Source organism: Pseudomonas sp. R4-35-07, from assembly GCF_003852235.1.
In the GTDB taxonomy this organism is placed as follows: domain Bacteria; phylum Pseudomonadota; class Gammaproteobacteria; order Pseudomonadales; family Pseudomonadaceae; genus Aquipseudomonas.
Window position 1 is genome coordinate 3,335,273 of sequence record NZ_CP027732.1, and the last position, 21,712, is coordinate 3,356,984.

Annotated in this window: 14 protein-coding genes; 4 read left to right on the plus strand and 10 right to left on the minus strand. The window is 61.0% G+C overall.

Annotated elements, in window-relative coordinates; translation table 11 throughout:
• Positions 1-68 precede the first annotated feature (68 nt).
• From glgB to C4J89_RS15180, 3 genes are all read right to left on the minus strand, one after another.
• Positions 69-2,306, minus strand: a complete 2,238-nt coding sequence (glgB, locus tag C4J89_RS15170; protein ID WP_124414894.1) for a 1,4-alpha-glucan branching protein GlgB — start codon at positions 2,304-2,306, stop codon at positions 69-71.
• The gene (treS, locus tag C4J89_RS15175) at positions 2,303-5,650 is read right to left on the minus strand and encodes a maltose alpha-D-glucosyltransferase (RefSeq protein ID WP_124414895.1); all 3,348 of its coding nucleotides are present in this window, start codon (positions 5,648-5,650) and stop codon (positions 2,303-2,305) included. The genes glgB and treS overlap by 4 nt, the downstream gene beginning before the upstream one ends.
• A gap of 153 nt (positions 5,651-5,803) precedes the next feature.
• Entirely contained in the window at positions 5,804-7,792 is a 1,989-nt protein-coding gene (locus C4J89_RS15180) for an alpha-1,4-glucan--maltose-1-phosphate maltosyltransferase (RefSeq protein ID WP_124414896.1), read from the minus strand.
• Between the two features lie 205 nt (positions 7,793-7,997).
• On the opposite strand from C4J89_RS15180, the gene C4J89_RS26935 reads away from it, so the two are divergent.
• Entirely contained in the window at positions 7,998-8,174 is a 177-nt protein-coding gene (locus tag C4J89_RS26935) for a hypothetical protein (RefSeq protein WP_164484545.1), read from the plus strand.
• Here the strand turns inward: C4J89_RS26935 and C4J89_RS15185 are convergent.
• Entirely contained in the window at positions 8,152-8,643 is a 492-nt protein-coding gene (locus tag C4J89_RS15185) for an MgtC/SapB family protein (RefSeq protein WP_124363169.1), read from the minus strand. The two genes, C4J89_RS26935 and C4J89_RS15185, sit on opposite strands and share 23 nt — an antisense overlap.
• 122 nt (positions 8,644-8,765) lie before the next feature.
• On the opposite strand from C4J89_RS15185, the gene C4J89_RS15190 reads away from it, so the two are divergent.
• Both C4J89_RS15190 and mapR read left to right on the plus strand, forming a co-directional pair.
• Positions 8,766-9,005 (plus strand): DUF3203 family protein, encoded by a 240-nt coding sequence (locus tag C4J89_RS15190; protein ID WP_124367309.1) that lies wholly within the window; start codon positions 8,766-8,768, stop codon positions 9,003-9,005.
• A 252-nt stretch (positions 9,006-9,257) separates the two neighbouring features.
• Positions 9,258-10,667 (plus strand): GntR family transcriptional regulator MpaR, encoded by a 1,410-nt coding sequence (gene mapR, locus C4J89_RS15195; RefSeq protein ID WP_124414897.1) that lies wholly within the window; start codon positions 9,258-9,260, stop codon positions 10,665-10,667.
• Positions 10,668-10,693: 26 nt separating this feature from the next.
• Here mapR and C4J89_RS15200 read toward each other — a convergent pair whose 3' ends face one another.
• The 4 genes from C4J89_RS15200 to C4J89_RS15215 all read right to left on the minus strand — a co-directional run bounded on the left by C4J89_RS15200 (position 10,694) and on the right by C4J89_RS15215 (position 16,024).
• On the minus strand, positions 10,694-11,440 hold the full coding sequence (locus tag C4J89_RS15200; RefSeq protein ID WP_124363173.1) for an SDR family oxidoreductase: 747 nt from the start codon (positions 11,438-11,440) through the stop codon (positions 10,694-10,696).
• A 120-nt stretch (positions 11,441-11,560) separates the two neighbouring features.
• On the minus strand, positions 11,561-12,469 hold the full coding sequence (glsB, locus tag C4J89_RS15205) for a glutaminase B (RefSeq protein WP_124416031.1): 909 nt from the start codon (positions 12,467-12,469) through the stop codon (positions 11,561-11,563).
• 54 nt (positions 12,470-12,523) lie between these two features.
• Positions 12,524-12,868 carry a hypothetical protein gene (locus tag C4J89_RS15210; RefSeq protein WP_124363174.1) on the minus strand — a complete coding sequence of 115 codons (345 nt, stop codon included), beginning with the start codon at positions 12,866-12,868 and terminating at the stop codon, positions 12,524-12,526.
• Positions 12,869-13,027: 159 nt separating this feature from the next.
• Complete coding sequence (locus C4J89_RS15215) at positions 13,028-16,024, minus strand: amino acid adenylation domain-containing protein (RefSeq protein WP_124414898.1); 2,997 nt, start codon at positions 16,022-16,024, stop codon at positions 13,028-13,030.
• A gap of 315 nt (positions 16,025-16,339) precedes the next feature.
• Here C4J89_RS15215 and C4J89_RS15220 point away from each other — a divergent pair, with 315 nt between their 5' ends.
• On the plus strand, positions 16,340-17,422 hold the full coding sequence (locus tag C4J89_RS15220; protein WP_124416032.1) for an LLM class flavin-dependent oxidoreductase: 1,083 nt from the start codon (positions 16,340-16,342) through the stop codon (positions 17,420-17,422).
• A gap of 42 nt (positions 17,423-17,464) precedes the next feature.
• Here C4J89_RS15220 and uvrA read toward each other — a convergent pair whose 3' ends face one another.
• Entirely contained in the window at positions 17,465-19,993 is a 2,529-nt protein-coding gene (gene uvrA, locus C4J89_RS15225) for an excinuclease ABC subunit UvrA (RefSeq protein ID WP_124414899.1), read from the minus strand.
• Positions 19,990-21,702, minus strand: coding sequence for an ATP-binding protein (locus tag C4J89_RS15230; protein ID WP_124414900.1), 1,713 nt, complete (start codon positions 21,700-21,702; stop codon positions 19,990-19,992). The genes uvrA and C4J89_RS15230 overlap by 4 nt, the downstream gene beginning before the upstream one ends.
• Positions 21,703-21,712: the final 10 nt, after the last annotated feature.

Genomic DNA, 21,712 nt, shown 5'->3' on the forward strand with positions numbered 1-21,712 from the left:
ACGACAAAGGTGCCATTGTGGCACCCTGCCAGTAGCCCGGACAACCGCATCCGTCGCGCCAGGCGCGTTTAACTCTCCTGTGGTCGCAGAATCAACACACCCAAGGGTGGCAGGTTCAGCGACAGCGACACCGGCTGCCCGTGGCGGGGTTCATCCAGGGTCTGTACCGCACCGCCATTACCGTAGTTGGACCCGGCATACATGTCGGCGTCACTGTTGATCACTTCGCTCCAGCGTCCGGCGAAAGGAACGCCGACCGCATAGGCCTCACGCGGCACTGGGGTGAAGTTGGCGACGACCAGCACTGGCTTGCCGTCCTTGCTCCAGCGCAGCCAGGCATAGACGCTGTTGATCGCATCGTCGCCAATCAGCCACTGGAAGCCCTGGGGTGCGTCATCCTGCTCGTGCAGCGCTGGCTCCTCGCGGTACAGGCGGTTCAAGTCGCCCACCAGCTTTTGCACCCCACGGTGCTCGGGGTATTGCAGCAGGTACCAGTCCAGTTGCTGGTCGTGGTTCCACTCGCGCCACTGGCCGAACTCGCAGCCCATGAACAGCAGCTTCTTGCCAGGGTGCATCCACATGAAACTCAGGTAGGCACGCAGGTTGGCGAATTTCTGCCAGCGGTCGCCGGGCATCTTGTCGATCAGCGAGTGCTTGCCGTGCACCACTTCGTCGTGGGAAATCGGCAGGATAAACCGCTCGGACCAGGCATACACCAGGCCGAAACTCAGCTCGTTGTGGTGATGGGCGCGGTACACCGGGTCTTGCTGGATGTAATGCAGCGAGTCGTGCATCCAGCCCATGTTCCATTTGTAGTTGAAGCCCAGGCCACCTTGCTGGGTGCTTTGGCTCACCCCCGGCCACGCGGTGGATTCCTCGGCGATCACCAGGGCGCCCGGCGCCTCCAGCGCCACCACGTCGTTCAAGTGGCGCAGAAAATCGATGGCTTCCAGGTTTTCGCGGCCACCGTGACGGTTGGGCACCCATTCACCGGCTTTGCGCGAATAGTCGCGATACAGCATCGAGGCCACCGCATCCACGCGCAGGCCGTCGACGTGGAAGTGCTTGAGCCAATGCAACGCCGAGGCCAGCATGAAACCGTGCACCTCGGTACGGCCCAGGTTGTAGATCAGCGTGTCCCAGTCCTGGTGGAAACCTTCCAGCGGGTTGGCGTATTCGTACAGCGCGGTGCCGTCGAACTGCGCCAGGCCGTGGGCGTCCGTCGGAAAATGCGCCGGCACCCAGTCAAGGATCACGCCGATGTCCGCCTGATGGCAGGCGTTGACGAAATACGCGAAATCTTCCGGCGAGCCAAAGCGTGCGCTCGGCGCAAACTGGGACAAGGCCTGATAGCCCCACGAACCGCCAAAGGGATGCTCCATGATCGGCATCAGCTCGATATGGGTGAAGCCCAGTTGCTGCACATAGGGAATCAGCCGCTCGGACAGTTCGCGCCAGCCGTACTGGCGTGACACTTCCCCGGCCTCGTCCAGCTCGCATTGCCATGACCCTACGTGCAACTCGTAGATCGACAGCGGCGCGGTGGCTTTCTGTTTGTCACCTCTAGCCTGCATCCACTCGTGGTCCTGCCAGTCCACCTGCAACGGCGCGGCGACTTTCGAGGCGGTGTCCGGCGGCAGCTGGGTGGCCAGGGCCATCGGGTCGGCCTTGAGCGGCAAAATGCCGTGGGCACCGAGAATCTCGTACTTATAGGCCGCCCCCGGTTGCAGACGCGGGATGAAAATCTCCCACACGCCCGACGGATGGCGCAGACGCATCGGGTGCCGGCGACCGTCCCAGATGTTGAAGTCGCCCACCACCGAGACCCGTCGGGCATTCGGCGCCCACACGGCGAAACGTACGCCCTGCACGCCGTCGACCGTGGTTACCTGAGCCCCCAGGCAACTGCCCAGGTCGCGGTGGTTGCCTTCGGCAAACAGGTACAGGTCCATTTCACCGAGCAGCAATTGGTTGAAGCTGTACGGGTCTTCAGTGATCTGCTCGCCGCCGGCCCACTGGATCTTGAGCAGGTAGGCCTGACGCGTGCTGAAGTGCCCGACGAACAGCCCCGGCACCTGGCTGGCGTCGAGGCTGCCGATCGGCTCGCCACTGTCACGCGCCAATACCTGGACACTCAAGGCTTCGGGCAGGAACGCGCGGATAAATTGCCCGCCCTGCTCATCATCATGCGGCCCAAGGATCGAGAATGGATCGTGGTGCTCGGCGCGTACCAGCGCCTCGACGTCCTTGGACGCCGGCATTGCAGTCAACTTGGGCTGCAGCGGTTCTCTATGCGTAAAACTCATGACGTCTCCCCACCGCGTGCAGTTTTCGATTCAGGTGTAAGCCCGCTGAGCAAACCGTGCAACCCTTGCAAGGGCACCGGCAACCAGCTCGGGCGATTTTCCGCTTCGTAGGCCACTTCATACGCGGCCTTCTCCAGGCTGAACAACGTCAGCGCGGCGTCCTGGCCGTTGGCATCCTGCCAGTCATGCGCCAGTGTAGCCGTCGCCGCCTGATAAGCCTGGGTAAATGCCTGGCGGGCTTCACTCACGTAACGCTCGGTCACGCGACGACGCGCGGCGTCGGCTTCCGGCGAATGATCAACCCCTTGCACATTCAGGGCCATGGCCGCTGCGTAATCAAAGGAGCGCAACACCCCACTCACGTCCTTGTAGGGGCTGTGCTTGCCGCGCCGTTCATGCAGCGGCCGCGCCGGTTCGCCTTCAAAGTCGATCAAATAGGCATCGCCCTTGACCACCAGTACCTGGCCCAGATGCAAGTCACCGTGGACGCGAATCCGCAACCCGCCCAGCGTGGCTTTCGCCAGCGCCTGGACATGGCTGCCGATGGCTTTTTTCTGCGCCAGTAATTCACTGACCAGCGCCTGATCGGCGGGGTTCAACTGGCTTTGATTTACTTTGAGCAACTGCAGGGCCCGCTCGATCTGCGCCCCCACATCCTTGGCCCAGGCCTGGGTGTCCTTGGCCGAAGTGACTTCGGGCTTGAAGTCCTTGTTCTGGGTAGGCGCGCCCAACACCACGTGCATCTCGCCCAGACGCTGGCCGAGCAGGCCGGCAAAGTCGGCCAGTTCGCCCAGGGCGTTGTAATGCTGCTCCTGTTCGGAAATCGCCTCGGCCAGTTCGTCGCGAATGGCGCGTTCGAGGTTGTTCTGGGTCCAGCTCCAGGCGTCGCCCTGGTTGCTCAGGTAGCCCTGGGCAATCATCAGCAGGTTGTCCTGGCCCTGGGCGTCGCGCCGGCTCATCGAGCCCATCAACGGCGAAATGTTCGGGTATTCGGCTGCGGTCAAGTAGGCGCTCATTTCCAGTTCCGGGTGCACCCCGGCACTGACTTTGCGGATCAGCTTGAGCACCAGGCTCTCGCCGACCACCACTGAACTATTGGACTGCTCGGCAGACAAGTAGCGCACCGCTGATTCATCCGTCAGTTGCAAGGCTGCCAGGTGCGGCGTGGCTTCAAAGCGCAGGTCACCCTCGCTGCTATTGAGCACGGTACCGGCCTGCAGGCTTTGAATCACGCTGCGCACGAAATGCTCGAGGCTGAACGCGTCGGTGACCAGCCCTACCTGGCGGCTGCGCCGTACCCGGGCCATTGCCAGTTGCTGCGGCAAGGCGCTGGTGAGCTGGTCTTCGCCAAGGAAGCCGAAGGGCAGCTGATAACGGCTGGTCTGGCCCGCGCTGGTTACGTCGATCTCGCTGAGCAGTACCGGGTGCTGGGCGTCGCCGAAGCGCACGCCGTAGGCGATATGCACACTGTCGATGGTGGCATCCTTACCGGCGAACCAGCGGCGCTTGGGCAGCCAGGCCGGCAGCGACGTATGCTCCAGGGTGGTGCGGCAGGGTTCTTCCAGTAACTCTTCCATACGTTTTTTCAACACCAATGTCGTGAAGTCAGGAATGCTCTGGGCCGGTTCCACATGCCAGCTCGGCATCTGGTTTTCCGCCGCCAGCACGAACCAATAAAAGCCATAGGGCGCCAGGGTCAGCAGGAAATTCAGTTGGCCGATGGGCGGGAACGCGTTACCGCCGAGCATCTCCACCGGCACCATGCCGGCGAATGCCGACAGGTCCAGCTCCGCCGCCTGGGCGCTGCGCGAAACGTTGGCCACGCACAGGATGGTTTCAGTGCGGCCGTCCTCCCCAGTGTATTCACGGGTATACGCCAGGATGCGGCGATTGCTCGGCGACAGCATTTTCAGGCTGCCTCGGCCAAACGCCTTGGATTGCTTGCGCACCGCCAGCATGCGCCGCGTCCAGTTCAGCAGTGAATGCGGGTCCTGGGCCTGGGTTTCGACGTTGACCGACTGATAGCCGTATTGCGCGTCCATGATCGGCGGCAGCACCAGGCTGGCCGGGTCGGCGCGGGAGAAACCGCCATTGCGGTCGATGGACCATTGCATCGGCGTGCGCACGCCATCGCGGTCACCCAGGTAAATGTTGTCGCCCATGCCGATTTCGTCGCCGTAGTAGAGGGTCGGCGTGCCGGGCATCGACAGCAACAGGCTGTTGAGCAGTTCCACGCGGCGCCGGTCACGCTCCACCAACGGCGCCAGGCGCCGGCGAATGCCCAGGTTGATGCGCGCGCGACGGTCTGCGGCATAGTAGTTCCACAGGTAGTCGCGCTCTTTGTCGGTGACCATCTCCAGGGTCAATTCATCGTGGTTGCGCAGGAAGATCGCCCACTGGCAATTGGCCGGAATTTCCGGGGTCTGGCGCAGAATGTCGGTAATCGGAAAGCGATCTTCCTGGGCCAGGGCCATGTACATGCGCGGCATCAACGGGAAGTGGAAGGCCATATGGCATTCATCGCCGTCGTCGCCCTTCCTGTCACCGAAGTAGAGTTGGGTGTCTTCCGGCCATTGGTTGGCTTCGGCCAGCAGCATGCGGTCTGGGTAATTCGCGTCGATTTCGGCGCGGATCTGCTTGAGCACCCCGTGGGTTTCGGCGAGGTTCTCGTTGTTGGTGCCGTCCCGCTCGATCAGATAGGGAATCGCATCCAGGCGCAGGCCGTCGATGCCCAGGTCGAGCCAGTAGCGCATCACCGACAGCACGGCTTTCATCACCTGGGGGTTGTCGAAGTTAAGGTCGGGCTGGTGCGAGTAGAAACGGTGCCAGAAGTACTGGCCGGCCACCGGGTCCCAGGTCCAGTTGGACTTCTCGGTGTCGAGGAAGATGATCCGCGTACCGTCGTATTTCTGGTCGTCATCCGACCACACATAGAAGTCCCGCGCCGCCGAGCCCGGTTTGGCCTTGCGGGCGCGCTGGAACCAAGGGTGCTGGTCGGACGTGTGGTTAATCACCAGCTCAGTGATCACCCGCAGCCCACGCTTGTGGGCCTCGGCTATGAAGCGCTTGGCGTCGGCCATGGTCCCGTAGTCGCTGTGTACGCCACGGTACTCGGCGATGTCGTAGCCGTCATCACGGCGTGGCGAGGGGTAGAACGGCAGCAGCCAGATGGTGTTCACGCCGAGGTCAGCAATGTAGTCGAGCTTGGCGATCAGCCCGGGAAAATCGCCGATGCCGTCATTGTTGGAGTCGAAATAGGATTTGACATGCACCTGGTAAATCACCGCGTCCTTGTACCAGAGCGGGTCCTTGATAAAGGTGGCAGCCTTGGGTTTTTTCGCCATTGGAAACTCCTGGAATACTCAAACTCTTACAGACTGAACGCGTTCAATGTGGGAGGGGGCTTGCTCCCGATGGCGGCGGTTCAGATAGATGTTCAGTGACTGACACACCACCATCGGGAGCAAGCCCCCTCCCACAGTTGATCTGCGCAAGATTCAGGAAGCAGTGATGCGCCAGATCCCGAACGGCATTTGCGGCTCCAGCCGAGTCCATTGGGTCTTGCCATACCAGGTCCAGCGATGGCCGTTCATCAAGTCTTCACCCTGGGTCTGGGCGTCGTCCGGCAAGCCCATCTCCCATAGCGGCAACTCGAAGTGCGCTTCCTGGGCGTTGTGCGGGTCGAGGTTGATGGCCACCAGCACGAAATTGCTGCCGTCCTCGCTGCGCTTGCCGAAGTACAGGATGTTGTCGTTCCAGGCGTTGTAGAGCTTGAGCCCCAGGTGCGTCTGCAACGCCGGGTTTTGCCGGCGGATGCGATTGAGCTGGGCGATCTCGGCAATGATGTTGCCGGGCGCGGTGAAATCGCGCGGGCGGATCTCGTACTTCTCCGAGTCCAGGTATTCCTCTTTACCCGGCACCGGCGCGGACTCGCACAATTCGAACCCGGAGTACATGCCCCACAGGCCCGAGCCCATGGTGGCCAGCGCGGCGCGGATCAGGAACCCTGGACGGCCGGACTCGTGCAGGAAGCCAGGGTTGATGTCCGGCGTATTGACGAAGAAATTCGGCCGGTAGCATTCGCGCCACGGCGACTGGTTCAACTGGGTGAAATACTCACTCAGTTCGGCCTTGGTATTGCGCCAGGTGAAATAGGTGTAGCTCTGGGAATAGCCGACTTTACCCAAGCGCGCCATCATTGCCGGGGTGGTAAAGGCTTCGGCCAGGAAGATCACCTCCGGGTATTTGGACCGCACATCGCTGATCAACCATTGCCAGAACGGCAGCGGCTTGGTGTGCGGGTTGTCCACGCGGAAGGTCTTCACGCCCTCTTCCACCCAGCCCACCACGACGTCGCGCAGCTCGGTCCACAGGCCGGGAATCGCATCCGCCGCGTAAAAGTCGACGTTGACGATATCCTGATACTTTTTCGGCGGGTTTTCCGCGTATTTGATCGTGCCGTCCGGACGCCAGTTGAACCAGCCCGGATGCTGCTTGAGCCACGGGTGGTCCTGGGAACACTGGATAGCGAAGTCGAGGGCGATTTCCAGGCCGTGGTCGGCAGCGGCCTTGACCAGACGGCGGAAATCCTCGCGGCTGCCCAGTTGCGGGTGGATCGCCTCGTGCCCGCCCTCTTCGCTGCCGATTGCGTAGGGGCTGCCGGGATCATCGGGGCCGGCGTTCAGGGAATTGTTCTTGCCCTTGCGATGGCTGCGGCCGATGGGATGGATCGGCGGGAAGTACAGCACGTCAAAGCCCATGTCATGGATCATCGACAAGCGTGAATGCACATCGTTGAAGGTGCCATGCCGGGCCGGATCGTCGGTGATCGAGCGGGGAAACAGCTCGTACCAGCTGGCAAACTGGGCGCGCTCGCGCTCCACGTCGATCGGGTACACGCGACTGATGCTCAAATAGGCACGGTGGTCGGCCTGGGTCATCAGGTGTGCACTGTCTTCGTGCAGGAACTGCGCGACCTGCTCGGTTTCCAGCAGGCCGGAGAGTTCGTGATGCAGCAGCATCAAGCGGTCGCGCAGTTCGTTGTCACTGCGTTCGGCGGCCTGCAGCACCAGGCTGCGGCCTTCCTGCAGCTCCAGGCTGACCGGCACCCCGGCTTCGTGCTTTTTGCGCAATTCATAGCAGAAGCTGGCGAAGGTATCGATCCAGGCCTCGATGCAGTATTCATGGGGCCCCTGGGCGGTGACGGTGAATGCACCTTCCCAGCCGTTGTTGCCCACATCGCTCATGACCACGCTGTGCCAGTTTTCCTGCCCGCGCGGGCGCCAGCGCACCAGCACCGCCAGTTGGTCATGGCCATCGGCGAACACTTTACTGGTCACGTTGACGCGCTGGCCAACCACCGCCTTGACGGCAAACTCGCCACCATCGATCACCGGCATGGTGCTTTCAATCGCAATTCTGGGTAATAGCAGCGCCTGGGACAACGGCAATAAAGACTCTTCTGGAACCAGTGTTTCAGCAGTCATCGAGCATATTCCCCTTACGCCCTGTGGACGCTCTGTGCTTGATCCGAATTCTTGAGATGGCGGCGCGCTCAATGAGCAGGCCCGTATTAGGTCCGAGCCTGGGCTTCGGGCAAAAGTTCAGGTGAATATGCCGCCACCCGGCGGGGAATCAATTCCCACCAATGGCTGTCCACCGATAGAGCAAAGCACAAAGGAGGCCACACCGATGAATATCCCCATCCCGGCTGAAACCCCGGACCCGAACATCGACAACCCGACGCTGCCCCCCACGGAGCCTGCACCGATTCCGGAAAAAGAACCGCCGGAGAACGAGCCGCCACCGGTGCAGGAACCGCCGACCACGATGCCGCCTGTGATCGTCAGTCCTTCTCGAAACGCTTGACGATTTTTGGCATCACGCTGAACACCGCCAGGGCCAGCAAGGTACTGAGTACCGCTGTCGATTCCCGGCCCAGACCGGCCGAGACCCCAATCGCAGCGGTCATCCACAAACCGGCGGCGGTGGTCAGGCCCTTGACGTGGCCGGCATCGTCATCCTTGCCCTTGATGATGGTGCCGGCTCCCAGGAAGCCAATGCCGGCAATCACCCCCTGCACCACCCGGCTCATGGCATCGGCCTGATTGCCGGACATCTGCGGCACCATCACAAACAGCGCCGCGCCCAACGCCACCAGCATATGGGTGCGCACCCCGGCGGCCTTGCCCTTGCTCTCCCGTTCAAACCCGAGAATGGCACCCAGTAGCGCGGCCATCAGCAGGCGCACGGTCATCTGGGTGAGCTGCCGGGCGTCGCCGATATCGGCAAATTCAGCCTGCAGTGTTTGCCACGCTTCATGCAACCAAGCGTCCATGAATGCCCTCCTGTGTTTTTTATAGGTAAAGGATGGACAGCGACGACCGCCAGTCAGTTGCGCGGAACCTGCATACACCGCAACACCCTAACCTTTATCGCCCATGAACAAAGGAGACCGGCATGTCCCTACGTATCGAAGATCAGCTGTGCTACTTCACGCTCGGTGACAATGCTCAGGAACACAGCGTGCCTGCGACCCGAGTCAATATCGCGACCGACACCGAAAAGTCCATGTCGTACGTAGAATTGGCGGCCGAGCGGATCTACATCACCGAAGCCGAGGCTGACGCCCTGACCGTTGCGGGGGCACATGATGGGCGTCAGCATGTGAAGGCTGATGCACCTGGCTCGGTGATTTGACTAAGGTGATTTAACTGAGCTGTGCAGTACCTGTGGGAGGGGCTTGCTCCCGATAGCGGAGGGTCAGTTACCTGATGTATCAACTGACCCAGCGCAATCGGGAGCAAGCCCCCTCCCACATTTGAGTCGGTTTCTTCAGTTAGCGCTGGGCGAGTCGCCCATCTGATCCGCTTTTTGTCGCACTACTTGATTCTGTTATGCAAACAGAGGTGCGGGTATAGTCCCCGGGGGAAATCAGCACCCAAGGCCCCCATGAAACGCTACGAAAAATTCGCCGAAGACATCGCAGAACTGATCCGCTCCGGCGTGCTCGGCCCCGGCCAGCGCGTGCCTTCGGTGCGCTACGCCAGCCAGACTTACGGCGTCAGCCCGTCCACAGTGTTCCAGGCCTACTACCTGCTGGAGCGCCGTGGCCTGATCCGCGCCCGACCGCGCTCCGGTTACTTCGTCAATACCCATGCGCCCAGCCCGTTTTCCGAGCCGGTGGTGAGCGCGCAGGTGCACGAGAGCACCGAAGTCGATGTGAGTGAGCTGGTGTTTTCGGTGCTGGATTCGATCAAAGACCCGAACACCGTGCCCTTCGGCTCGGCCTTCCCCAGCCCGATGCTGTTCCCGTTGCCGCGCCTGGCCCGCTCCCTGGCCAGCGCCAGCCGCGCAATGGACCCGCGCCTGGTGGTCACCGACATGTCCCCAGGCAACCCGCAACTGCGCCGTCAGATTGCGCTGCGCTACATGGTCGGCGGGCTGATGCTGCCCATGGAAGAACTGCTGATCACCAACGGCGCCCTGGAAGCGCTGAACCTGTGCCTGCAGGCCGTCACCGAGCCGGGCGACCTGGTGGCGATTGAAGCCCCGGCGTTTTATGCCTGCCTGCAAGTGCTCGAGCGCCTGAAGCTCAAGGCCGTGGAAATTCCGGTGCACCCGCGCGACGGCATCGACCTTGACGCCCTGGCGCAGAGCCTTGCGCGTTACCCGATCAAAGCCTGCTGGAGCATGACCAGCTTCCAGAACCCAATGGGCGCCACGGTGCCGGAAGAAAAAAAGCGGGCGTTGGTCGAGCTACTGCGCAGCCACCAAGTGCCGTTGATCGAGGATGATGTATATGCCGAGCTGTATTACGGGCAGCACGCGCCGAAACCGGCCAAGGCCTTCGACACCGAGGGGCTGGTGCTGCACTGCGGCTCCTTTGCCAAGAGCCTGGCGCCGGGTTATCGCGTTGGCTGGGTGGCGGCTGGTCGCTTCGCGCAGAAGGTCGAGCGCTTGAAACTGATGACATCGCTGTGCCCGTCGATGCCGGCCCAGGCCGCGATTGCCGATTACCTGCAACACGGCGGCTACGACCGGCACCTGCGCAAACTGCGCTATGCCCTGGAAGAACAGCAAAGCGCGATGCTCGCGGCGATCGGCCGTTACTTCCCGGCACAGACCCGAATCAGCCAACCGGCCGGCGGGTATTTCCTATGGCTGGAATTGCCCGAGCACACCGATTCATTGAAGTTGTTTCAGATGGCCCTGGCGCAAGGCATCAGCATCGCACCGGGGCCGATCTTTTCGGCAACCCGGCGCTTTCGCAACTGCATCCGATTGAACTACGGCAGCCCGTGGACCGACGAGTCGGAGCAGGCGATGGAGACCCTGGGCCGGATCGTACGCTCGTTTTGAGTAGCGCGGGTACAGGCACCGCGTAATCAGCGACCGCCGCCCAAGTCGATAAACGTACCGGTAGCATACGAGGCCTTGTCCGACAGCAACCAGATAATCGCCTCTGCCACTTCATCCGGGCGCCCGCCACGGGCCATCGGAATGCCGGACTCCAGCTTGCTGACCCGGTCCGGATCGCCACTGAGGGCGTGGAAGTCGGTGAAGATATAGCCGGGGCGCACCGCGTTGACGCGTATGCCCTCGCCCGCGACTTCCTTGGACAGGCCGAGGGTGAAGGTGTCGAGCGCGCCCTTGGACGCAGCATAGTCAACGTATTCCCCTGGCGAGCCCAGGCGCGCCGCCACCGACGAGACGTTGACGATACTGCCGCCCTGCCCGCCATGCCTGGGCGACATACGCAGCAGCGCATGCTTGGCGCAGAGGATCGGGCCCAGTACGTTGGTCTTGAGGATTTTCAGGATGCGGAATTCGGACATTTCATCGACCCGCGATTTATGGCCGACAGTGCCCGCATTATTCACCAGCGCCGTGACGCGGCCCAGCTCGGTATCGACACGGTTGAACAGGGCGATCACTTCATCTTCGTTACTGACGTCCGCACGTACCGCAATTGCCTGTGCACCAAGGCCGCGCACCTGTTCCAGTACACGCTGGGCGGCGTTTTCGTCGGACTGGTAGTTGATGCAGATGCGATAGCCCTGGCGAGCGGCCAGCAAGGCTGTTTCGGCGCCAATCCCGCGACTGCCTCCGGTAATGATGACGACTCTGTCCATGTGCAGTCTCCTGACTCAACCTGATGTTTGGGGTTGAGTTGAAGAATACCCGTCACGCAGGGCTTTTGTCAGGCGCGTGCGCGTGTTGAGATCGTTCCCACTAGAAGCGTGGCGACGATCTTAAAACACCGACCACCCAATCCGCTCACTCAACAACTCCAACGCCTTCATCCCTGCCAGTGAATTCCCCGCCGCGTTCAATTCCGGCGACCAGACACACACCGTAAACTGCCCCGGCACCACCGCGACAATCCCGCCGCCTACCCCGCTCTTGCCCGGTAGCCCGACCCGATAAGCAAAATTGCCCGCCTCGTCATACAGCCCGCTGGTGGCCATGATCGAGTTCACCTGCTTGGTCTGGCGCGCCGTCAGAATCTGCTCGCCGCTGTGGGCGCTCACGCCCTCGTTGGCCAGGAAGCTGAACGCCCTGGCCAGGTCCAGGCAGCTCATTTGCAACGCGCAGTAATTGAAGTAGCTGTGCAGCACCGCGTCCACATCGTTGTGGAAGTTACCGAAAGCCTTCATCAGGTAAGCCATGGCCGCGTTGCGCGCGCCGTGCTGCGCTTCCGAGTCGGCGACGACGCTGTTGACCAGAATCTGCGGGTTACCCGACAGGCGTCGTACGAAGTCGCGCATCGACAGAATCGGCACGGCGAAGCGTGATTGGTTGATGTCGCAGATCACCAGCGCGCCGGCGTTGATAAACGGATTGCGCGGGCGGCCGCGTTCGAATTCCAGCTGCACCATGGAGTTGAACGGTTGCCCCGACGGTTCGTGGCCCAGGCGCTCCCAGATGGTTTCGCCGCCGTGGTCGATGGCCTGCACCAGGCTGAACACCTTGGAAATGCTCTGCACCGAGAACAGCGTGTAAGCATCACCGGCGCAGTAGGCCGCGCCGTCGTTGCCGTAGACCGCGATGCCCAACTGGTTGGCGGGCACGTCGGCCAGGGCGGGGATGTAATCGGCGACTTTGCCGAGGCCGATCAGGGGGCGCACTTCGTCGAGGATCGACTCCAGCAGCGCCTGCATATCTTGTCCTGTCATCTTCTCTGGATCAGTAGTGAGCGAGGCGCGGAGCATACTTCAATGGGCGCGATAGCCCCACACAATCTCTACGACCCGCTCGGCAACCACCAGGTAAATCAGGATCAACAACACTTGCAGCGCCAGGTGATAGCGCAACTTGGCCAGGCGGCGAATGCCGTCGCTGACGTTCAAGAGCATCAACAGCGTCGACAGGATAATCAGCCCCCAGCCGGCGACGTTGGAGGCAAATACCCCGATAAATAACTCACGTTGGCCGACCAGTGTATTGGTGCCCGCCGCAAACAACAGCGCACACACCAGCAGGTTTTTCACGTTGTCGAACACCTGTGTGCTCAGGTCGTTTTCCAGCAACGCCAGATACCGCGTCCATAAGGTGCGCATGCTTGTGTACCGAGTGGGAAGGCTCGTCAATCAAGGTAGTTCAAAAGTGGGCGCTGTCGAGCATCGGCGAGACTTAGAAATGCGTCATATCCCACACCCGCTCATCCAGGCTCAACCGCTGACGCATTACCTGGGACCGCCGGGCCTTACAGCAATACATCAACCATCGCTTTGACGTGAGGCTTGTTGCTCTAACTTGTCGAGATAACGTGCCATTACTTCGCTCGAGAATTGCGTCTCGCGAATGCCGCTGCCGTCGAGAAACCGCATGGTATTGCTGCGGTCCCACAAATAATTTTCTTGGTAAAGTTCAAGGATGGTCTGGCCTGCGTGCATCGGATCTTTGAACATCCCGAGCAATGGGTAAAGTAACGCCTCAGAGTTGTGCTTCCACAGTTCGACCCACCGTTTGTAAGCCACAACCGAAAGCTTTCGGCCATAATGCTCGCCGACCTGCTCACAAAATGCCTTGAGATCAAAATTGGTGGCTTCAGGCGGGCACAGGTTGAACTTCAACCCTAGCGCTTGTGGGTTACGGGAAATATGTGCCACCGCCTCAACCATGAAGTCCACCGTGGTCAGACCTTCACGCAAACGCACCAAGTCAGGCACCGCGCCGTACGACAAGCAGGTGCGGATAAAACGCCCCCACCATTGGTACTGAGCGCTCTCGCCGGTCACGCTATGGCAAGTGGCGTAACCGAGGCGAAAGGTCATCAACGGCAGTCCTCGGGAAGCGGCCAGATCGGCAAGCTTTTCCATCACCCACTTACTTTGCACATAGCCCAGGTCATCGCGAATGGCCGGTAAGTTTTCATCGATATCATCCTGTTCGTACACATGGCTTTTATGGGTGAAACGATGGCCCCAGCTATAGATGGATATGGTCGACATCAACATCAGTGCCTTGGTCTTGTGTGCACCGCAAAAATGTAGGATTTGTGTGAGTGCCGCTACGTTATCTCGCCTCATGTAGCTGTAGGGCATGATGAAGTTAACCGCGCTGGCCGAGTGATAGACCACGTCCACACATCGCGTCAAATGGATAAATACTTCTTCCTCCAACCCCAGATGCTCATCTGCCAAGTCACTTGCATACACATGAATGCGCTTCCAGTCGCTTTCGCTGATGGGCACCTGATAACGTTCGCTGATCTGCTGCAGTCGCACCAGCCCTGCTACTGCACTGTCACAACGAATCGGGCAATGAATATGCGCCGTGGTAGTAACCAATAGTTGGTGCAACAAATGAATACCGACAAACCCGGTCGCGCCAGTCAGCAGGCTATGCCTGGGATCCTTTAAATACGCCGGCTCGAAATTTTCCGCGAAACGGATGTCTGGTTGCAGTACCCCATCTGCTTCGAAAGCGTGGGCACGATCACCCGCAGTTCCTTCAGGTAAAGACCGCGTGCGTCGGTGCAACTCGGCCGCCAGATCCTCTAGCACCAGATGTTCGTAGATGTCACGCACCGCTACGTGAATGTTGAATTGCTCTGATAGCTTTTCCGCCAATCCTGCCACGCCCAACGAGTGCCCACCGACGTTCAGAAAGTTGCTTTGCGGGCCAAAATCAGCGTGGCCCAGCATGTCGAACCACGTTCTTGCCAGCGCACGTTGTGGGCCCGGCGTAAAGCTTTCTATATCCAACGCTGCGGGCGGCATCGCCTGCAATAGAGTCAACAGCGCAGACCTGTCGATCTTGCCATTGACATTGCCGGGTAGACTGTCAAGGCGATAGAACAACTCAGGCACCATATAATCAGGCAAATCCATACCAAGGCTGAGTCGCAACTCAGCAATCAATCGCCCGCTATGAATCTGTCTGTTGCGCGGTACGACAAAAGCAACCAAGCGTTTTTGCGCTTGCGAGCCGGTGTCCTGCACCACTACCGCTGCGCTGTTGAGGTTCGGCTCCTTGAGCAGGCGGGACTCTATCTCACCGATTTCGATCCGGTAGCCGCGTATCTTTGTTTGCCCATCCATTCGACCCAGAAACTGAATGCGTCCATCGGGCAAGACTCGAGCCTGGTCTGCGCTACGGTACAACCGGCACTTGAGCGCGGGTGAGTAGATGAAACGCTGCGCGGTCAAGTCAGGTGCCCCTAGATAACCACGAGCAAGACCCGGTCCGGCAATACAAAGCTCTCCCACTTCACCAGCCGCCAGTTCGTTCAGGTGCTCATCCAGAATATGAATACGGCAGTGGTCTATCGCATAACCAATCGATGCGGGCCTTTGCAAACGCTTGCTTCGAACCTCATTGCGGGTCACGTAGATGGTTGCTTCCGTGGGCCCATAACAATCAAAAACACGGTAAGGCAAGTGGTCGACCTCTACGGGATGGAGTTTTTCACCGGCCGTGTAGAGACAGCTCAAGGCAAGGCCTTGCGGCTGCCGGGCGTTCAAAATGTCATAGATTTTCAAGGTAGGCACGAAGCCATGCGTGATCTGTTTTGCTACACAGAACGACAAGTAGGCATCACTACTGAGCAGCGAATTCTGATCCAGTACATACAGGCAGGCACCCGCCGTCAGCGCCGACCAGATTTCAAGCTGGCAAACATCGAAGCCAACCGACGCCATCAAACTGCAACGACTGGAAGTAGTCACCCCCAAATCTCGATTGTGCTGCGTCATCAGTTGCGCAACGCTGTGATGCTCAATGACGACGCCTTTCGGCTCACCCGTTGTACCCGAAGTAAAGATCACATAAATCGCATCATCTGGCCGGACAACAGCGGGCTCATAACTCCACGCCTCACTGGAAGTCAGCAACTCGTTGACAGTTTTTGTTTCGCACCCCGACAGGGGTTCACGATCATCGCTTTGGGTGGAAAGCATAATGGAGGCCGCGCATTGTCTGGCGATATAGGCTTTTCGATTAGAGGGAAGTCGTCGGTCCATCGGAACAAAGCCTGCGCCGCACTGGAGTACGCCAAGGAACGCAACGATCAGCTCGATGGATCGCTCGCCTTGCACCAGCACGTAGTCGCCCAGCCCGATATCTCGGGACTGTAAAAAGGCCGCAACTCTGGAGCTTCTGTCATTCAGTTCTGCGTAGGTCAAGCTTTCTGCCTCACCCACGACAGCCAGGGCAGTGGCGTTCTCAGCCAGACGTTTTGCAAATAAATCCAACACCGTTTCAGCCTGCATCTCAAAGCCCCTTTGGCATGCGGGACACGCCCACCGGATGAGAAAGAGAGGCCATTTTGTCTTAATCAAAGCGGTAAATAACTGTAAGAAATGACAGTTATTTAGATGTTTTGCCTATAAAAACTATTTCTTAAGATCAAAACACCGCATCAATCAAAAAAGTAATAACAACATAAGACTAGTATTCTTCTTTTTTATAATTAGGTTAGAACCAATCGGCCTTTTACAGACGCGCCCGTGCGCCCTACTTTCACGCTACGGACCGACCCCCTGCCCGGTGGAGGCTTGTTTATCGACTTCAACAAGGACCTGACCATGAGCATCGAATTCATCGGCTACATCGGCGGCCACCACGCCTCCGAGATCCACCCGCGCAGCGGCCCGACGCTGCAGCCAGACTACGTTGAGCGTGTGGCGCGCGCCCATGAAGAGGCCGGCTTCGACCGCGCCCTGGTGGCCTTCCACTCCACCAGCCCGGACAGCACGCTGATCGCCGCTCATGCTGCCAGCGTGACTCAGCGCTTGAAGTTCCTGATCGCCCACCGCCCAGGCTTTGCCCAACCCACCTTGGCCGCGCGCCAGTTCGCCACGCTGGATGTGTTCAACGGCGGGCGTACCGCCGTGCATATCATCACCGGCGGCGACGACCGCGAACTGCGCGCCGATGGCAGCCATATCGGCAAGGACGAGCGTTATGCGCGCACCGACGAATATTTGAGCGTGGTGCGCCAGGAATGGACGAGCGACAAGCCCTTCGACTTCGCCGGCACCTACTATCAGGTCGAAGGCGCGCACTCCACGGTGAAGTCGCCGCAGCAGCCGCATATCCCGCTGTACTTCGGCGGTTCGTCGGCGGCGGCGATTGCGGTGGCGGGCAAGCATGCGGATGTGTATGCGCTGTGGGGCGAAACCTATGAGCAAGTGCGCGAGGTCGTGACCCAGGTGCGTGCCGAAGCGGCCCGGCATGGGCGTACGATTCGCTTCAGCTTGTCATTGCGCCCGATCCTGGCCGAGACCGAGGAACTGGCGTGGCAGCGGGCAGACACTATTTTGCAGCAAGCCACGGCGCTGGCCGAGCAGAACGGTTTTGTACGGCGCGAACCGCCGAATGAAGGTTCGCGCCGGTTGCTGGCGGCAGCGGCGCAAGGCTCGCGCCTGGATAAGCGCCTGTGGACCGGCATTGCCGCCTTGCTCGGCGCGCAGGGCAACTCCACGGCGCTGGTGGGCACGGCCGAGCAAGTCGCGCAGGCATTGCTCGATTACTACGATTTGGGTATCACCACGTTCCTGATTCGTGGGTTCGATCCGCTCAATGATGCAATCGACTATGGCAAGCAGTTGATCCCTCTGACGCGCCAACTGGTCGCCGAACGCGAACGGGCCCGGCAAGTCGCTTGAGAACAGCTGGGAGGACGCTCGCGCCTCCCACCTTTCTGGCGACTAGCGCAGTTCCCGCGCCAGGAACGGCGCCGTGCGGCTGGTTTTGCTGCTGGCAACTTTTTGCGGCGTACCACTGGCAACCACCTTGCCGCCCGCGTCCCCGGCACCCGGGCCGATGTCGATCACCCAGTCACTCTGCGCCACCACGCGCATCTCATGCTCGACCACCACCACCGTATGCCCCGCCTCGACCAATTGGTTGAGCTGGCTGAGCAAGCGGTCGACATCCTTGGGATGCAGGCCAGTGGTGGGTTCGTCCAGTACGTACAACGTGGCGCCCCGCGCATTGCGTTGCAGCTCGGTCGCCAGCTTGATGCGCTGCGCTTCACCGCCCGACAACTCAGTGGCCGGTTGGCCCAGGCGCAGATAGCCCAGGCCGATATCGCGCAGCACCTGCAGAGCGCGCAGCACGCCCGGTTGTTCGGCAAATACGTCGACGGCCTGCTCCACCGTCAAGCCCAGCACTTGGGCGATGTTCAACCCTTGCCATGTGATCGCCAGGGTCTCGGGGTTATAGCGCGCACCGTGGCAGGTCGGGCATGGCGCATACACGCTGGGCATGAACAGCAATTCGACGCTGACAAAGCCCTCGCCTTCGCAGTTCGGGCAACGGCCCTTGGCCACGTTGAAGGAGAACTGCCCCGCGTCGTAACCGCGCTTTTTCGCGGCTGGCGTGGCGGCGAACAGTTTGCGCACGTTGTCGAACAGCCCGGTATAGGTCGCCAGGTTGGAACGCGGCGTACGGCCGATGGGTTTCTGGTCCACCTGCACCAGACGGCGGATCTGGTCCAGCCCGGCGCTGATGCGGCCCTCGCTGGCGGAAGGCGCAGCGTCTTCCAGGCTGGGCTCTTCGACGTTTTCCAACACGCGCCCGAGGCCGCTGCTGACCAGTTCCAACAGCGCCTGGCTGACCAGGCTGGACTTGCCCGAACCGGAAATCCCGGTCACTGCCGTGAAGCAGCCCAGCGGGAAATCCACCGCAAGATTCTTCAAGTTGTTGCGCGTCACGCCTTGCAGCTTCAGCCAGCCGCTGGGTTGACGCCGCGCCGGGTTCGCCGGGTTCGCCGGGCGCGGCTGGGCAAACAGGTATTCACGGGTCTGCGACGCGGCAATCTGCGCCAACCCCGCCGGCGGGCCGCTGTACAGCACTTGCCCGCCGTGTTCGCCAGCGGCCGGGCCGACATCGATCAGCCAGTCGGCGCGGCGCATGGTTTCCAGGTCATGCTCCACCACAAACAGCGAATTGCCGGCCGCTTTCAACCGCGCCAGTGCACTGAACAAGGCCTCGCCATCGGCCGGATGCAGGCCTGCGGACGGTTCGTCGAGCACGTAGATCACGCCGAACAACTGCGAGCCCAGTTGTGTGGCCAGGCGCAGGCGCTGCAATTCTCCGGACGACAGCGTCGGCGTGCTGCGCTCCAGGGCCAGATAGCCCAGCCCCAGCTCGATCAACGTACTGACCCGTTCGAGCAGATCCTCGGCGATCCGTTGGGCGGCCAGGCGTTTTTCCACTGACAACTTCATCTTGTCCTGCCCCGCCGCCACCGGCCGCAGCAACTCGGCCAGGCGGGTCAGGGACAGTTGCGACAGCTCACCGATATCCACCCCGGCAAACTTCACCGACAGCGCCGCCTTGGTCAGGCGCTTGCCCTCGCACAACGGGCAGGCGCTGCCTTGCATGAACTGCGACACGCGCTTTTTCATCAGCGCACTTTGGGTGTGGGCGAAGGTGTGCAGGATGTAACGCCGCGCGCCGCTGAAGGTGCCCTGGTAACTGGGCTCCAGCTTGCGTTTCAAGGCATCGCGGGTCTGCGCCGGGGTGAAGCCGGCGTACACCGGTACGGTGGGAGTTTCTTCGGTGAACAGGATCCAGTCGCGCTGTTTTTTCGGCAGGTCGCGCCACGGGATATCCACGTCGTAGCCCAGGGTCACGAGAATGTCGCGCAGGTTTTGCCCTTGCCAGGCCAGCGGCCAGGCTGCCACCGCGCGCTGGCGAATGGTCAGCGACGGGTCGGGCACCATCAGCGCTTCGGTCACTTCATACACGCGGCCCAGGCCATGGCATTGCGGGCACGCGCCCTGGGGCAGGTTCGGCGAAAAGTCCTCGGCATACAGCATCGCCTGCCCCGGCGGGTAGCTGCCGGCACGGGAATACAGCATGCGGATCAGGCTCGACAAGGTGGTCACGCTGCCCACCGATGAGCGCGCACTCGGCGTGCCACGCTGCTGTTGCAGGGCCACGGCGGGTGGCAAGCCTTCGATGCTGTCGACATCCGGCACGCCGACCTGGTCGATCAAACGCCGCGCATAGGGCGCCACCGACTCGAAATAACGACGCTGGGCCTCGGCGTAGACCGTGGAAAACGCCAAGGACGATTTGCCGGAACCGGACACGCCAGTGAACACCACCAGGGCATCCCGGGGAATATCCACATCGACGTTACGCAAGTTGTGTTCGCGAGCGCCGCGCACCCGCACGAAGCCGGTGTGCGGGGCGGTCGGTGCGGGGGTGTTGCGTTGTGAAGTCATGGACAACCTTGTCTGGCGGTGAGAACGCTGCGCACCCGTTGCGTGAGGGCATCGGGGCTGTAGGGCTTGCTCAGCAGGTGAATATCAGCGCTCAGCAGATGATTGGAGGAAAGAATGTCGCGGGTGTGGCCGGAGGTGAACAGCACCGGGATCGGCGGCACCTGCTCACGCGCCCAGTTGGCCAGGTCGATGCTCTTGATGCGACCGGGCATCACCACGTCGGTAAAAATCAATTCCGGCTGCAGGCCGGCCTGCAGCTTAGCCATGGCCTGGTCGCCGTCTTCGGCCGTCAGCACCGTGTAACCCGATTGTTGCAGCAGCTCCACCACGGCCAGGCGTACGCCCTCATTGTCTTCCACCACCAGGATGGTTTCCTGACCGGTGCAAGGGCTCTCCTGGCCAATGTCCGGCTCCAGATGCTCCGGTTCCAGGCTGCGCGGGAAATACATCTGCACCACAGAACCTTTGTTTTCCTCGCTCCAGATGTCCACATGCCCGCCGCTTTGCCGGACAAAGCCAAACACCATGCTCAGCCCCAGGCCTGTGCCCTGCCCTTCGCGCTTGGTGGTGAAAAACGGCTCGAACGCACGCTTGAGCACGGTCGCCGGCATTCCAGTGCCCGTGTCGGTGACAGCCAGGCGCACATACTCGCCGGGCTTGATGCTTTTGCCCGCACATTCGGCCGGATTGAGAATGATGTTTTCGCCGGTGATACGAATCACGCCCTCACCGTGCATGGCATCGCGGGCATTGATCGCCAGGTTGAGCAGCGCGTTTTCCAGCTGGTTGCGGTCGACGTTGATGCACCAGGAATCCTGCGGCAATTGCACGTCGATATGAATGGTTTCGCCCAGCGCGCGTTGCAGCAGTTCACCGAGACCGGCGTAGATACGTTGCGGGTTGTACACCGCCGGCGACAAGGGCTGGCGCCGGGCAAACGCCAGCAGTTGCGAGGACAGGGTGGCGCCGCGTTCCACCGCGGCAATCGCGGCAGAAACACGCCGCTGCACCTGCGCGTTGTCCGGCTCATGACGGGCCAGCAGGTGCAGGTTGCCGGCGATCACTTGCAGCAGGTTGTTGAAGTCGTGGGCCACGCCGCCGGTCAGGCCACCAATCGCTTCCAGCTTCTGCGACTGGCGCAACTGCTCTTCGGCGGCGGAACGCGCCTGCACTTCGGCGGCTACGCGCTGCTCCAGATTGTGGGTCAGCTCCTGGCGCACGCGCTCGGACCGCACCAGTTCAGTGGTCTCTACCACGATCGCCAGCACCCCGGCCGGTTGCTGGTTGTCACCGGCCACGGGGCTGTAATAGAGGTCCATCCACAAGGTTTCCGGCTTGCCGTTGCGCGACAACACCAGTTCCTTGTTGTTGAACGACAAGGTGCCGCCCGCCAGGCATGTATCCACTACATGCCGATTGAACTCGGCCACTTCCGGCCACCCCAGTTCCACCGGCGTGCCCAGCAAGTACGGATGGCGTCCACCGGCGAACTTCGAGTAGCTGTCGTTGTAGATCATGTAACCCGCCCGCCCCCACAGCATCACCATGGGTACGGGCGAGGCGAGCATCATCTGCACGGTGCAGGCCAGGCTGGTGGACCAGCGATCAATCGGGCCGAGGTCGGTGGTTGACCAGTCAAACCCGCGAATCCGCTGGGCCATTTCACCGGACCAGCCTTCACAGCCGTGGGGGTTGGATAAGAATTGCATGTTCGGGCTC

Excerpts from the sequence above, each read along its gene's own strand:
- glsB (WP_124416031.1), bottom strand. The coding sequence starts at position 12,469 with ATGCAGGCGCTGCTGGAGTCGATCCTCGACGAAGTGCGCCCCCTGATC.
- C4J89_RS15230 (WP_124414900.1), bottom strand. The coding sequence starts at position 21,702 with ATGCAATTCTTATCCAACCCCCACGGCTGTGAAGGCTGGTCCGGTGAA.
- C4J89_RS15190 (WP_124367309.1), top strand. The coding sequence starts at position 8,766 with ATGTCCCTACGTATCGAAGATCAGCTGTGCTACTTCACGCTCGGTGAC.
- glgB (WP_124414894.1), bottom strand. The coding sequence starts at position 2,306 with ATGAGTTTTACGCATAGAGAACCGCTGCAGCCCAAGTTGACTGCAATG.
- mapR (WP_124414897.1), top strand. The coding sequence starts at position 9,258 with ATGAAACGCTACGAAAAATTCGCCGAAGACATCGCAGAACTGATCCGC.
- C4J89_RS15210 (WP_124363174.1), bottom strand. The coding sequence starts at position 12,868 with ATGCGCACCTTATGGACGCGGTATCTGGCGTTGCTGGAAAACGACCTG.
- C4J89_RS15220 (WP_124416032.1), top strand. The coding sequence starts at position 16,340 with ATGAGCATCGAATTCATCGGCTACATCGGCGGCCACCACGCCTCCGAG.
- C4J89_RS15185 (WP_124363169.1), bottom strand. The coding sequence starts at position 8,643 with ATGGACGCTTGGTTGCATGAAGCGTGGCAAACACTGCAGGCTGAATTT.
- treS (WP_124414895.1), bottom strand. The coding sequence starts at position 5,650 with ATGGCGAAAAAACCCAAGGCTGCCACCTTTATCAAGGACCCGCTCTGG.
- C4J89_RS15200 (WP_124363173.1), bottom strand. The coding sequence starts at position 11,440 with ATGGACAGAGTCGTCATCATTACCGGAGGCAGTCGCGGGATTGGCGCC.
- C4J89_RS26935 (WP_164484545.1), top strand. The coding sequence starts at position 7,998 with ATGAATATCCCCATCCCGGCTGAAACCCCGGACCCGAACATCGACAAC.
- uvrA (WP_124414899.1), bottom strand. The coding sequence starts at position 19,993 with ATGACTTCACAACGCAACACCCCCGCACCGACCGCCCCGCACACCGGC.
- C4J89_RS15215 (WP_124414898.1), bottom strand. The coding sequence starts at position 16,024 with ATGCAGGCTGAAACGGTGTTGGATTTATTTGCAAAACGTCTGGCTGAG.
- C4J89_RS15180 (WP_124414896.1), bottom strand. The coding sequence starts at position 7,792 with ATGACTGCTGAAACACTGGTTCCAGAAGAGTCTTTATTGCCGTTGTCC.